The sequence below is a fragment of the Piscirickettsia salmonis LF-89 = ATCC VR-1361 genome, assembly GCF_000297215.2.
Taxonomy (GTDB): Bacteria; Pseudomonadota; Gammaproteobacteria; order Piscirickettsiales; family Piscirickettsiaceae; genus Piscirickettsia; species Piscirickettsia salmonis.
The window spans coordinates 4,057-16,893 of the sequence record NZ_AMFF02000085.1 but is presented as its reverse complement, the minus strand read 5'-3'; the positions used below and the strand labels follow the sequence as shown (position 1 = coordinate 16,893).

General features: G+C 37.3%; 12 protein-coding genes. 6 read left to right on the top strand and 6 right to left on the bottom strand.

The features are described 5' to 3' along the window. Nucleotides 1-184 precede the first annotated feature (184 nt). A complete protein-coding gene (locus C200_RS09080) occupies nt 185-1,138 on the top strand; it encodes a chemotaxis protein (protein WP_016210799.1) in 954 nt (317 codons plus the stop codon). 426 nt (nt 1,139-1,564) lie between these two features. Here C200_RS09080 and C200_RS09075 read toward each other — a convergent pair whose 3' ends face one another. Further along, nucleotides 1,565-1,765 carry a hypothetical protein gene (locus tag C200_RS09075; protein ID WP_016210791.1) on the bottom strand — a complete coding sequence of 67 codons (201 nt, stop codon included), beginning with the start codon at nt 1,763-1,765 and terminating at the stop codon, nt 1,565-1,567. Nucleotides 1,766-2,160: 395 nt separating this feature from the next. Here C200_RS09075 and C200_RS09070 point away from each other — a divergent pair, with 395 nt between their 5' ends. After that, nucleotides 2,161-2,946, top strand: a complete 786-nt coding sequence (locus C200_RS09070) for a class I SAM-dependent methyltransferase (protein ID WP_230384798.1) — start codon at nt 2,161-2,163, stop codon at nt 2,944-2,946. Between the two features lie 105 nt (nt 2,947-3,051). On the opposite strand, the gene C200_RS09065 is transcribed toward C200_RS09070, so the two are convergent. The 4 genes from C200_RS09065 to C200_RS09050 form a co-directional block, all read right to left on the bottom strand. Next, a complete protein-coding gene (locus C200_RS09065; RefSeq protein WP_016210795.1) occupies nt 3,052-4,023 on the bottom strand; it encodes an ABC transporter substrate-binding protein in 972 nt (323 codons plus the stop codon). Next, the gene (locus tag C200_RS09060) at nt 4,005-4,976 is read right to left on the bottom strand and encodes an ABC transporter substrate-binding protein (RefSeq protein WP_016210801.1); all 972 of its coding nucleotides are present in this window, start codon (nt 4,974-4,976) and stop codon (nt 4,005-4,007) included. The genes C200_RS09065 and C200_RS09060 overlap by 19 nt, the downstream gene beginning before the upstream one ends. A gap of 322 nt (nt 4,977-5,298) precedes the next feature. Next, nucleotides 5,299-5,979 carry an OmpW/AlkL family protein gene (locus C200_RS09055; protein WP_016210793.1) on the bottom strand — a complete coding sequence of 227 codons (681 nt, stop codon included), beginning with the start codon at nt 5,977-5,979 and terminating at the stop codon, nt 5,299-5,301. A 213-nt stretch (nt 5,980-6,192) separates the two neighbouring features. Beyond that, the gene (locus C200_RS09050; RefSeq protein WP_016211352.1) at nt 6,193-6,633 is read right to left on the bottom strand and encodes a universal stress protein; all 441 of its coding nucleotides are present in this window, start codon (nt 6,631-6,633) and stop codon (nt 6,193-6,195) included. 678 nt (nt 6,634-7,311) lie between these two features. Here C200_RS09050 and cyoA point away from each other — a divergent pair. The 4 genes from cyoA to cyoD all read left to right on the top strand — a co-directional run bounded on the left by cyoA (nt 7,312) and on the right by cyoD (nt 11,242). Then, complete coding sequence (gene cyoA, locus C200_RS09045) at nt 7,312-8,250, top strand: ubiquinol oxidase subunit II (protein ID WP_016211350.1); 939 nt, start codon at nt 7,312-7,314, stop codon at nt 8,248-8,250. A gap of 63 nt (nt 8,251-8,313) precedes the next feature. Further along, entirely contained in the window at nt 8,314-10,308 is a 1,995-nt protein-coding gene (gene cyoB / locus C200_RS09040) for a cytochrome o ubiquinol oxidase subunit I (RefSeq protein ID WP_016211349.1), read from the top strand. After that, the gene (gene cyoC, locus C200_RS09035; protein ID WP_032127067.1) at nt 10,305-10,907 is read left to right on the top strand and encodes a cytochrome o ubiquinol oxidase subunit III; all 603 of its coding nucleotides are present in this window, start codon (nt 10,305-10,307) and stop codon (nt 10,905-10,907) included. Before cyoB ends, cyoC begins: the two co-directional genes overlap by 4 nt. Beyond that, nucleotides 10,904-11,242: a cytochrome o ubiquinol oxidase subunit IV gene (gene cyoD / locus C200_RS09030; protein ID WP_016211351.1), complete on the top strand. Its 339-nt coding sequence runs from the start codon at nt 10,904-10,906 to the stop codon at nt 11,240-11,242. Before cyoC ends, cyoD begins: the two co-directional genes overlap by 4 nt. 75 nt (nt 11,243-11,317) lie before the next feature. Here the strand turns inward: cyoD and C200_RS09025 are convergent, their stop codons facing one another. Further along, entirely contained in the window at nt 11,318-12,421 is a 1,104-nt protein-coding gene (locus tag C200_RS09025; protein ID WP_230584163.1) for a hypothetical protein, read from the bottom strand. Nucleotides 12,422-12,837: the final 416 nt, after the last annotated feature.

Sequence of the window (12,837 nt, the reverse complement as noted above, 5' to 3'; positions counted from 1 at the left end):
AGGTAGCGACGCTTACGAAACGAAGTGAGCTATTATCTATCTATAATAATCAGTCAGTTATTTTAATAATTAGTCATATTGATCATATTATAAGTAAACTTTATATGTGATTTTTTATTCATTAAGTGGTCTAACCCTGATAAAGGTATGTATAACTGTCTTAATTTTACTTAAGGGGGTGGTGATGCGTGCTAATTTATTAGAGAATATTGATTCGCGAACAAAATTAGTAGGTAGGAATCGCTTTGAAGCATTAGTATTTAGCATTCATGGGCGTCAATATGCCATAAATGTCTTTAAAGTGAGGGAAGTGCTGCATTTACCAGAGTTGACAGTGCTACCGGAAAGTCATCCGGCCGTGCTTGGAGTTGTTCATATTCGTAATCAGTCGCTAGCGGTGATTGATACTTGTCAGGCAATTTTTGCTAAGAAAACGCTTGATCCCTTAAGCGGAATTTTGATCGTGACTGAATATAATCATTCTGTGCAAGGGTTTCTTGTTCATGAAATTCATCACATTATCAATGCAACATGGGAAAATGTAATTGCTGCGCCCGAGGCAACCGGTAAAGATAAATATATTACTAGTGTTTTAAAAATTAATGAAGAAGGGGCTACATCACTGATACAAGTCATTGATGTTGAAAAAGTGATTTATGAAATTCATCCTGCTCAATATGATATTAAGGTCAGTACTAATACGCTTGAAAATGTTGTGATAGAGCAAGCACCTCACTATACAGCGCTAGTTGTAGATGACTCCCTGATTGCACGTAAGCAGGTTAAAAAAGCCTTAGATACTATAGGTGTAAAAAGTATTCTCATGCGAAATGGTCGAGAGGCTTTAGATTACCTGATCAACGTGTTGCCTGGGGCAGGAGGTGATATTACTCAAAAATACTTAATGGTTATTGCAGATGTTGAGATGCCAGAAATTGATGGTTATGCCTTTATTAAAGCATGCCGCGAGCATCCAGGATTAAAGAACTTGTTTATTATTTTAAATACGTCTATTACTGGTGTATTTAATGAAAATGATATTCAGCAGACCGGTTGTAATGAGTTTATTGGTAAGGTGAATCCTCAAAAAATCATTGAGTGCGCACGTATGCAGATATTAAATCGAGCAAGTCAGTAATTAATTTTTTTAAATTTATCTGATTTTTATGTGCAATAAAATGAAAATTAATATGGGTTTATTTGTTTTTTTCATGCATCTATTTAATTAGGTCTCATAAATATATATCTACTAAATTGGGGTAATATCAGGTCACTAAAGACTTAAGGAAAAGATTGTTGTAATATTGAAGAGTTTTTTGCCGCTATTTTGTAGAGGTTTATGTTTACTTGAAATGATTGATGGTGGGTTGGTGAGTGATTTATTTTTAAAAAACATAAAAATAAAGCATTTATTTATTGGAATAAATATGAAATCTATAGTAAGGGGGAATTCTTAAATAGTTGCATATATGGCTCTATGAGTGTAAGTTTGAATCGCTTTCGTTCTTGATAGTGGTGATACATTAACAAAAGTATCAACGGTAAATACGGTTTCAGAGTAAAGTTACATAACTAAACAGCATGTTGGGCATGAACTTTCTTTTTTTGAGCCTATGGGTATATCTTGTCCCTGATCAATAAGAGATAAACTATCTGTATAAAAAAGCAAGGTTGGGGGCAGTGAGCTTGCTTCACTGTCAATAAGGGAGCTTTGATTCTCTCTTGTACTTGTTTTGGCAGCTTTCTTTTTTTCATCTCCAGGCATATCACTACTCCCTCAGCTAAACTAAACTTCATTAAATAAATATAGTTTAATAATTGTATGCTAAAATATAGCAAATTTAATGGATTGAATCGGGATGTTATCTTAGTTTAACTGCTATAAAAGTGTAAAGAAGGTGAGTTAAATAAGTTTGAGGGCTAGATATGAAAAACTTTATAAATATTTTGACTTCCTATTGAGGGGGAAAAATTATCTCTTAAGTTTGTTAATGTAAAATATATGAAATATGAAAAGAAAATTTGCTCACGTGTTGATATCATTCATAAATTTGTGCAAAGCACCATAATAAGAGAGAGTCACTGCCTAGATTAGGTCTTGGAAATCCTTTATGATTTACAAAGATGTCATGATTTTAGATGAAACTTGGAGAAGGCTCCTTGAAGGAAAAAATGGTTTTTATCGAACGTGCGACTGATCAATCAATTCCAACACCTTGGCAATTGTTTTCTAGGCTCATTTATCGATACTGGTTTTTAAAGTACCCTTGGCAAATGAGTAAGTTTTTAGGTCGGCAATCTAAGCGCTTATGGCTGTGGTTTTGGCTATCTTCTTGTAATCGAAGCTCTGGCTTAAAGAAAGTTGATAATAGCATTAAAAATACGCTTGAGAAATATGGCTTGACGCTTGGCTTTTTTAAAGCTGCGATTGCTAACCCGCGCGCAACAGGAGCTGTATTACCGAGCTCACGATTTTTAGTTCGTGAGATGGTTACTCATGTGGTACAGATGCCAGAACGATATGTTGTAGAGTTGGGTGCAGGGACTGGAGTGATAACTCAAGAATTATTATCTTCAGGCGTAAGCCCTGGGCAGCTTATTGCAATTGAATATGATAAAAATCTAGCTAGGAAGCTTGCTGCACGTTTCCCTGACATTCTGGTTATTTGTGGTAATGCAGTAGAATTAGAGCGCTTATTGGGAGAGAAGAATGGATGTGTCAGTACAGTTATTTCAGGCTTACCTCTACGCTCTTTGCCAAATCAAGCTGTGATGCATATTTTACAGCAAATTCCGAGTGTACTGGTATCAGGGGGGAGCTATATTCAGTTCACTTATGATTTTAAAAAGAAAGAGGAATATTATCCAGGGGATATAGAGTTATCACTTTCTAAAAAAATTTGGTTAAATATTCCGCCTGCGAAAGTGGATGTTTTTACTAAGTAATTTGTATGTACCGTTTTGAAATGGTAGTCGTTCGTTGGAAGCTGATAAATACTTATCAGCTTGCCTTGGTTCTGAGATTTTTTGAGTTTTTACAGGACAGAAAAATTACTTGCAGCTTGAAGGTATCCAGCTATGCCAAAGAGCTTTATTTTGGTTCAACCAATCTTGAGCTGCTTCATCATAGCTCATTTTGTCGGCATCAACAGCTGCTGTAATATTTGCGATCATTGTGTTGGTAAAGTTAATATTTTTTAAAAGCTCAAATGCGCAAGGCTGCTCTTTTTGAAATTGGCTGCGAGCGATTTTTTTCAACCAGCCATCTTTTGGGTTACCACAGTCCCATGGGAATTTGGAGTTTAGCCCCCATTTAGGATTGTTTTCGCACTCTGCAGAGTAATGAGGGAACTCAATGAATTTTCCTTTGTATTTAGATTCTATCCAATTGGGGGTCCAGTTAAATAAAACAATCGGACGTTTTTGTTTCACAGCTTTTTCTAGTTCGATCCATAAAGCATCACCATTTTTAACTTGGATCACTTTAAAGTTCATGTTCAAAGCACGGATTCTGGCACGGTCTGGTTTTTCCCATGGACCGCCTAAGTACATCCCTTTAGGTGCTGTTTTGGGAGTGGCGAATATTTTATAGCACTTTCTAAGTGCTTTCCAATCAGGAAGCCCTGGGCATTGCTTTTCTACATATTCTGGATACCACCAATCTTCTCTGGTTTTAGCTACATGATTACCTGCATCAACGATATCACCAGATTTAATCAGCTGATTATATTTATCAGCCATGGTGCCTTGCCAAACTTCGACTTGTATATCGGCTAGATTGCTTTTTAACTTATACCACTGACGATTTGATGTTGATTGGACAAAAGTGACTTGGTAGTTTATAGATGCAAGAATATGTGCGGTAATTTTGGATAAAACAATTTGGCTTGTCCAATCGTTAACTAAAACACGTGCTATTTTAGTGTTGTTATTAGTTGAGGTTTTTGTTTGGGCGACTACATTTCCGTAGAAACAAGTTGCCCAAATAGATAAGGTAAGTACTATTAATTTACTTTTGAACATGTTGCAGGTATCCAGCTATGCCAGAGCTTTTTATTGCTATCAAGCCATTGTTGTGCAGCTTGATCATAGCTCATTTTATCTGCATCAACAGATGCTGCAACATTTGAAATCATTGCATTAGTAAAACTAATATTTTTTAGTAGTTCAAATGCACAAGGCTGTTCTTTTGAAAATTCCGTGCGAGCAATTTTCTTTAACCAGCCATCTTTAGGGTTGCCGCAATCCCAAGGGTACTTAGAGTTTTTCCCCCACTTTGGATCACTAATGCATTTTGGCGAATACTTAGGGAACTCAACAAACTTTCCTTTATATTTAGCCTCAACCCAGTTAGGTGTCCAGTTAAACAAGACAATCGGGCGCTCTTCTTTTGCTGCTTTTTCTAGCTCAACCCATAGAGCATCACCGTTTTTAACTTGAATAACCTTAAAGTTCATTTTTAGAGCGCGGATCCTGGCGCGATCAGGTTTTTCCCATGGCCCACCTAAGTACATGCCTTTAGGTTTTGTTTTAGAAGTTGCGAATATTTTATAGCATTTTTCAAGGGCTTTCCAGTCAGGGAGGCCTGGGCATTGTTTTTCTACATATTCTGGATACCACCAATCCTCTCTAGTTTTAGCTGCATGATTGCCTGCATCGACAATGTCACCTGTTTTAATTAGTTGATTATACTTTTTGGCCATTGTGCCTTGCCAAACTTCGACCTGTATATCGGCCTGGTTGTTTTTTAGCTTGAACCATTGGCCATTAGACTTTGAATTAATATATTTTACCTGATATCCCATGTCACTTAGAATGCTTCCCGTAATTTTTGAGAGGACGATTTGGCTAGTCCAATCATTGACGATAATTCTGACAGGTTCTTTTGTTTTTGCTGCGATTGATGTTTGTAAGAAACTACTACCAAACACTAGTAAAGCAGGAAAGACTAAAGTGTTTTTTATGGTGTTTTTCATAATTAAAATCTCAACTCAAAATTCTTTTATAAAACAACTCTATAAAACAACTCTTAAGTAAAAGTATAGACTAAATTTATGAAATATTGTTTTTTAATAATCACAATTAATTTAATTGTTTTCATATGGTTTTTTAGAAAAAATAATCTAATTAAATGGCTAAAAGGTGATGTTAAGTGAGGTGGTGTTGATATTAATTAGAGTGTTAAGGGTGAAGGATAATAAAGGTTATTAAATGATAGTTTTGGTTTGTTTATAGATGACGCACATTTAGCAGTATAGTCATATGCGAAATGCACGTATTATTGTGATTGAGGGTGTACTAGAAACGGTAGCCAACGCCAATACCGTAGACATAAGGATCGAGATGGACATCTGCTTTAGCGGTACCGCCACCAGTGAGATTAACAGTAGCCGTTGTTTTGACAAAGAGCTTTTTCACATCGAGATTAATGGACCAACTTTGGTTGAGGTTATAATCAATACCCGCTTGTAAAGCAAAGCCTAGGTTGTTTTTATAATCTATTGATTGTACAGCAGTATTAGCACTGTTTGTGCTGCTATTATAAAAATAAGTATAATTGATGCCGGCACCGAGATAAGGGTTAAATTTTTTCTTTGGGAAAAAGTGGTATTGCAGTGTGATTGTAGGGGGAAGTATACGTACCGTACCAAGATTAACTGAGCCGACTGCTGTTCCTGTTGCAATTAAATGGTGTTTACTGGTGCCAAGGATAAGTTCCATTGCAATATGAGAAGTAAAAAAGTAGCTAAAATCAAGTTCAGGAATCACTTGGTTACTGACATGGGATACTTTGCCTCCGATAGTTGAAATTGTCTTGCTGCTAACATCAGGATTAACATTGACAATGCGGCCACGGATAAGCCAATGTTTTAATGAGTTATTACTTTGATTTGCGGTGGTACTATTAGTTGTAGCAAGAAGGTTACCGGGAAGTGTAAGTGCGAGAGAAGTTGTTAATAATATAGGCTCCGTTGACATTTCACCTTAACCATAAGATAGTGCTTGCAATTTTCAAAAATGCCTACAAGCAAAATACTACTTATTCTCAGGATTTATATGGAAATGTCAACGGAGCCTAGTTGATGTTGTGTTTTTTAATCGCATGCTAAAGTCTCTAGCTTGTTATAATTGAAAATAAGACAGAGCTGCTTGCTCTGTCATGGTCTGTCATAATATTGTTGGAGGGTGAGCTTATTTTTTTCCTGTAGCAAGAACCATAACATCGCATTCAGCTTTATTAATTACTGTATTTGCTGTTGATCCAAGTATGCCTAAAAAGTGATGGCGATGGCCTTGAAGAACTAAAAGGTCAACATTAACTTCTTTGGAAAAATTGATAATGTCTTCTTTAGGTTGCCCCTCGATAATATAAGTATTCTCTTCGTTGACATTCAGCTCTTTGCTGATTTTTTCCATTTGAATTTGTGCTTCTTGTACAAGTTGCTTTTCAAGACCATAATCGCCGATATAGCCATAAGCGCTTGCAATGGGCTGAACAACATGCAGCAGGCTAAATTTGGCACTAAATAGATTGGCAAGATCTTGAGCTTCTTGTGCCGCTTCTATGCCGATATTGCTGTTTTTATTATTAAGATCAGTTGCAAACATAACATGTTGATATTTTGTTGCCATGGTTATTTCCTCTTGCTCAACAATTAACTGTTTATTCTGTCAGCTATCATAATAGCTTTTGGTTAAAATAAATTGATCTATATCAAGTCTATTGCTTATATTCTGATTGAAAGAGAGTAAAGGGTTTTTTGGAAAAAACAAAATACTATAGAATACTAGTTGCTGTTATAAAGGTAATGTATCAACGTAATGGAAGGATCGCTTGATATTTTATAGATAGGAATCGGACTGATTACTTGCCCCTGCAATTTTAAAAATAAAATAGATCACTTAAAAAAGAGCTGCATTTTTTCTTATGGTATTTTTCTCTGAATGAGAATAATGTTGTTTGTTGTTTTATTTGGCAATGGAAGTTATACCATTATCTTGATACCCGCCGTTTTGACTTTATATAACATGTTAATTCACTTTTATCTTTAAGATTAAGATAGGCCGGCTGATAAAGTATGATGATATCTAGGTAAGTTGTCTGACTTTATGCTGGCTTATTATTTTATTAGCGGGGTTTTTTATATAGTCTTGCTTATGACGATTAAGCTATTCAGGCTGATGTGGTGAGGTGATTTATTTTATTGCGCCAGCCTAAGATTAATGTAGATTAGTGAGGGTCTTGTGATCTATACTTTTGTTAGATTGGTGTATCATCACTTAGGAAGATACGAAAGGATGCTTTAGATAATGATTAAATGTGTACAAGATTTTAGTCAGCATCGTGCTTGGAAGGCGGTAAAGAGTGTTTTTCTTGTTATTTTAACTCTTGCTTTAATGGCCCTGTTAACGGGCTGTAAGGCCGAGCTCTGGGATCCAAAGGGCATGGTCGCTGCAGAAGAAAAGCAATTATTTATTATTGCAACGTTGTTAATGCTGATTGTTGTGATCCCTGTTCTAATTATGACGGCTATTTTCAGTTGGCGTTTTAGAGCATCGAATACGAAAGAAAAATATCGCCCTGATTGGTCCCACAGTACACTTTTAGAAATTATCTGGTGGGGTGTTCCCATCATTTTAATTATTATTTTAGCGGTATTAACATGGGTTTCGAGTTTTCGCCTAGACCCTTATCGACCCTTGGATGTGGCAGGTAAGCCAGTGACGATTCAAGCAATTTCATTGAACTGGAAGTGGTTATTTATTTATCCTGAGCAAAATATTGCCACAGTGAACTTTGTTCAGTTTCCTGCACACCGACAAATTAGATTTTTAATTACTTCTGATGCGCCAATGAACTCTTTTGCGATTCCACAGCTTGCGGGGCAAATTTATGCCATGGAAGGGATGCAAACAAAATTACACCTGATTGCTAATGAAACCGGTGAGTTTAATGGTCGTTCGACTAATTACAGTGGTAATGGTTTTTCGGGCATGAAATTTATCGCTAAAGCAAGTACACAAAAGGAATTTGATCAGTGGGTGCGTAAAGTTAAAGCTTCACCAAATCAGCTAACAATGAAGGCATATGACCAGCTTATTGTGCCAACTAAAAATCATCAAGTTGAGTACTATTCTACGGTGACCAAAGGGCTCTTTCATAAAGTAATCATGAAATTTATGTCACCAGAGGCACATAATCTGAAAAATAGCAAAGAAGCTTGGCAAAAAGAAAACGCAAACCTATAAAATACTTTAATAATATTTATAAAATTTAAATTTTATAGTTAAGGGTATAAGGAAATAGTCAATATGTTTGGAAAACTCACAGTCAATGATCTTCCTTTCCTACATGATCCGATTATTGCGGGTGCAGGGCTATTTATGGTGCTTGCAGGGATCGCGATTATTGGTGCACTGACTTATTTTAAAAAGTGGCAGTGGCTATGGACGGAGTGGATCACTTCTGTCGATCATAAGAAAATTGGGGTTATGTATCTTATTTTAGCATTTATTATGTTGTTTCGTGGTTTTGCTGATGCGATTATGATGCGCTTGCAGCAAGCGATGGCAGCGGGTAATTCAGGGTATTTACCCCCAGAGCACTTTGATCAAGTGTTTACTGCGCATGGTGTTATCATGATTTTCTTTATGGCGATGCCATTTTTATTTGGCCTGTTAAACCTTATTGTGCCACTGCAAATTGGTGCACGTGATGTAGCTTATCCATTTTTAAATTCATTAAGTTTTTGGCTGACTGTTGTCGGTGCAATTTTAGTGAATGTTTCGCTAGTAATTGGTGATTTTGCTGCAACGGGTTGGTTAGCATATCCCCCCTTATCTGGCCTTAAATACAGTCCGACGGTTGGCGTGGACTATTATTTATGGTCATTACAAATTGCAGGGTTAGGCACATTGTTGTCAGGGATTAACTTTTTTGCAACGATTATAAAAATGCGCTGCCCCGGTATGACGATGATGAAGATGCCACCATTTACCTGGTCAGCTTTAGTGACTGTCGTGCTAGTGATTTTAGCGTTTCCAGTATTAACTGTTACTTTTGGTATGTTATTTCTCGATCGTTTTATGGGTATGCACTTTTTTACTTCTGCGTTTGGTGGCAACCCGATGATGTATATTAATCTGATTTGGGCCTGGGGGCATCCAGAAGTCTATATTTTAGTGATTCCGGCATTTGGGATATTTTCAGAGATTGTTGCGACATTTTCCCAAAAACGTTTGTTTGGTTATTATACGATGGTATGGGCGATGGTGATTATCTCCGTATTGTCTTTTTCGGTGTGGGTGCATCACTTTTTTACTATGGGCGCAGGGCCAGCGGTCAACGCGGTCTTTGGTATTGCGACAATGATTATTGCTGTGCCGACAGGTGTCAAAGTCTTTAACTGGCTCTTTACCATGTATCAAGGCCGGGTTATTTATACAACACCAATGCTCTGGACCATCGGTTTTCTGGTCACATTTACCATTGGCGGTATGACTGGTGTGATTTTATCGATTCCAGCAATTGATTTTCAGCTTCACAATAGCGTGTTTTTAATTGCCCATTTCCATAATACGATTATTGGTGGCGTTGTTTTTGGTTACTTGGCTGGACTGACTTATTGGTTTCCAAAAATATTTGGTTTTAAGCTAAATGAACGATTGGGTAAGTATGCCTTTTGGTGTTGGTTGATTGGCTTTTTTGTTGCTTTTATGCCGCTTTATATTCTTGGCTTTATGGGGATGACGCGTCGTTTAAATCATTATGATGCCTCTACCGGTTGGCAGCCTTTTTTAATTATTGCTGGAATAGGTGCATTAATTATTGCTGCAGGTATTGGCTTTCAAGTGTTGCAACTACTAGTCAGTATTAAAAATAGAAATAAAGAAGGTTATAAAGATACCACTGGGGACCCTTGGAATGGTCGAACGCTTGAGTGGTCTACGCCCTCACCTGTACCGTTTTATAATTTCCCTTTTACCCCTGAAGTACATAGTCGTGATGCTTTTTGGGAAGAGAAACAAGAGAAAATTAAACATTTGCAGCGTGGTGCAGATCAGCAACAGCCTTATCAAGATATTCATATGCCAAGAAATACCTCTGTCGGTTTTATTGTTGCGGCATTTAGTTTAGCCTTTGGTTTTGGCATGATTTGGGAAATGTATTGGCTGGTATTTTTGGGCTTAATTGGTATGTTTTCAACAGTTATTAAACACTCATTTAATTATAATATTGATTATTATGTTAAAGCCGAAGAAGTCGCGAAAACGGAAATTGAAACTGCAAATAGGATGAAACTATGACGGTGAACACTGCAGTGGCTCATCATGACGGCCACCATGATGACGATAGCAAGGATATTTTCGGCTTTTGGATCTATATCATGAGTGACTGTATCTTGTTTGCAATTATTTTTGCAACGTATGCGGTGCTTCATAATAATACTTTTGGTGGTCCAAGTGCCGCTGAATTAGCAAGTATTCCTTTTATTTTAACTGAAACTATTTTGCTTTTAGTGAGTAGTTTTACTTATGGCTTGGCGATGCTTGCGCGCAATAAAGGTGATGCTGGTCAGGTATTAATGTGGCTTGTGATTACTTTTGTTCTTGGTTTATCTTTTGTTGCTATGGAGTTATATGAATTTGCACATCTAATTCATGAAGGCAATAGCTGGCAGCGCAGTGGTTTTTTATCGGCCTTTTTTACTCTGGTGGGTACTCATGGGTTGCATGTCACTATGGGGCTAATCTGGATGGTGGTAATGATTGTTCAGGTCTATCAAAATGGTATTAATCCATTGATGACAAAACGATTAACTTGTCTTGGCTTGTTTTGGCATTTTCTTGATGTCGTTTGGATTTTTGTATTCTCTATTGTGTATTTAATGGGGGCAATCTCATGAGTGAATCACATCACCCGCAAGATATTGCGAATGAGAAGCATGGCTATACGTTAAAGTCGTATATTGTTGGTTTTATTTTATCGCTAGGTATTACTTTTATTGCCTTTGCATTAGTTGCCTATAAAATGTTGCCATCCACAGGCTTATATATTGCGGTTGCGATACTTGCAATTATTCAGCTTTTTGTTCAGTTAAAATTCTTCTTACATATGACGACTAATCCGAGTGGTCGCTGGGATTTAGTGAGTTTTATTTTTACTATATTTGTTGTTTTGATTTTAGTCGGTGGCACCTTATGGATTATGTATAATCTTGATTATAATATGGTTCATTAATCAGTTACTTTATTTATTAATGATATAAATATCGCCCAATAATGGGCGATATGTGTATTATTTGTTTAGAATAATTTAATAGGCTATTTCAATGATTCTCTGGTAGTCTTCGTTTACTGCAGCTCCTGTTCCTGCGCCTGACTCGGGGTCATCTGGATTGTGATCTCTTTTCAGCCTTAAAAACAAGCAGCTGTCATTGTTTAAGATTTGGGTGCCTTCTGCTAAGCTGTCGATAATTTCACTTTTGGCTTCCTTACCTTCAGAGAGGTAATTACCTAAAGCGGTAATGAAGCCCACTGCTGCTGCAGGAATGATTTTCGCGAGTAAAGGTAAATTTAAGGCTTGTGCGGCTAGGGCTACAGGCATGGCTCCTTCGATACCATGCAAAAATGCGCTGGGGCCTGGGACAAGAGTGTAAAGTGCTTGAGCCAAGCGGTTTGGCAGAGCTGGGGATGGAGGTTCTTGTCCTGTTAAAGCATGAATAGCTTCTCTGGATTCAAATAAATAGGTTGTCCCCGCAACAGGGAGGTTTACGATAGCCAGCCCTCCGATAACGCCTGCAATTACGCCGGGATTACCCGCCATTGCAACTCTGGCGAGTGGCAGGGCTTGAGAGACTAATGGTAGTTGGCCTGCTATATGTTCGGTTACGTGAGTGGCTGTAAAGAATACACGTAGTGCTTGTTGAGCAGCTGGCGGCAGATTGGCACTAAAGCTCAAGTTAAATTGTGCAGCGATGTCTGTTAAGAAACTAAAGGGGAGGTTAGCAAGTAGTGTATATAGTGTTGTCCCCAAGTACTCTGCCATTGAAAGAGAAGCAAGCACCCTTGTATCATCTTCTTTTGCTGTTATTGCTTGCTTACATGCTGCATAGGCGGCTGTTGTGTTGACCAGCATGAAGGCAAAACGTAAACCTACATATACTCCTATGCCTATACTAGTGGGTATAGGTCTTTGTCGTGCTGGAACTACCGGAGAGTTTGTTAAAATTGTCTGATCATCGTCAAGTAAAGGCTCGTCTTCTGAGGGGTTTGTTTGGTGGTCGTCAAGTAAGGGTTCATCGCATTCTGCATCATTATCATTATTTTCTAAAAATTGTCCTTCAAAAAAGTAGGATGATAGGGCTTCAAGAGCTCCGCCAACAACAGCAGCAGCAACGATCATGGTCGTGCGACTCAAGGTTTCACCAGGAACCTCAAAGTCGTCATGGACATCATCAGCTAATAGTCCGAAATTCGCAGCGGCGGAAGCAGCAGCAGCAGAAGCTAGTAAACCGCGTAGTATCCTATTTCTCCAACGCATAGGCATATCGACACCCTCAAAAAATTAATAAGTCATTTGTTTTTATGAAATTATTGCATTAATAACAATGTCATTGTATAATTATTGATAATCATTATCAATAATAAATTTTTTGTTTATTTATAATGATAGTTAGTTTGTTGATAGTTAAGTTTAATTTTTTTTATTATTTTATAGTTATAAAATATGTTTAGATAATGATCTGGTATTTGTGGATTTTTCAAGAAAAGCGCCCTCCGTCATCTGAAGTGCAACACTACTCTATACTAAGCCGCCATCAAATACTCTAAAAA

Bases quoted from the DNA above. Each gene is read 5' to 3' on its own strand.
- C200_RS09080 (WP_016210799.1), top strand. From the start codon at position 185: ATGCGTGCTAATTTATTAGAGAATATTGATTCGCGAACAAAATTAGTA.
- C200_RS09075 (WP_016210791.1), bottom strand. From the start codon at position 1,765: ATGCCTGGAGATGAAAAAAAGAAAGCTGCCAAAACAAGTACAAGAGAG.
- C200_RS09065 (WP_016210795.1), bottom strand. From the start codon at position 4,023: ATGTTCAAAAGTAAATTAATAGTACTTACCTTATCTATTTGGGCAACT.
- C200_RS09060 (WP_016210801.1), bottom strand. From the start codon at position 4,976: ATGAAAAACACCATAAAAAACACTTTAGTCTTTCCTGCTTTACTAGTG.
- C200_RS09055 (WP_016210793.1), bottom strand. From the start codon at position 5,979: ATGTCAACGGAGCCTATATTATTAACAACTTCTCTCGCACTTACACTT.
- C200_RS09050 (WP_016211352.1), bottom strand. From the start codon at position 6,633: ATGGCAACAAAATATCAACATGTTATGTTTGCAACTGATCTTAATAAT.
- cyoA (WP_016211350.1), top strand. From the start codon at position 7,312: ATGATTAAATGTGTACAAGATTTTAGTCAGCATCGTGCTTGGAAGGCG.
- cyoB (WP_016211349.1), top strand. From the start codon at position 8,314: ATGTTTGGAAAACTCACAGTCAATGATCTTCCTTTCCTACATGATCCG.
- cyoC (WP_032127067.1), top strand. From the start codon at position 10,305: ATGACGGTGAACACTGCAGTGGCTCATCATGACGGCCACCATGATGAC.
- cyoD (WP_016211351.1), top strand. From the start codon at position 10,904: ATGAGTGAATCACATCACCCGCAAGATATTGCGAATGAGAAGCATGGC.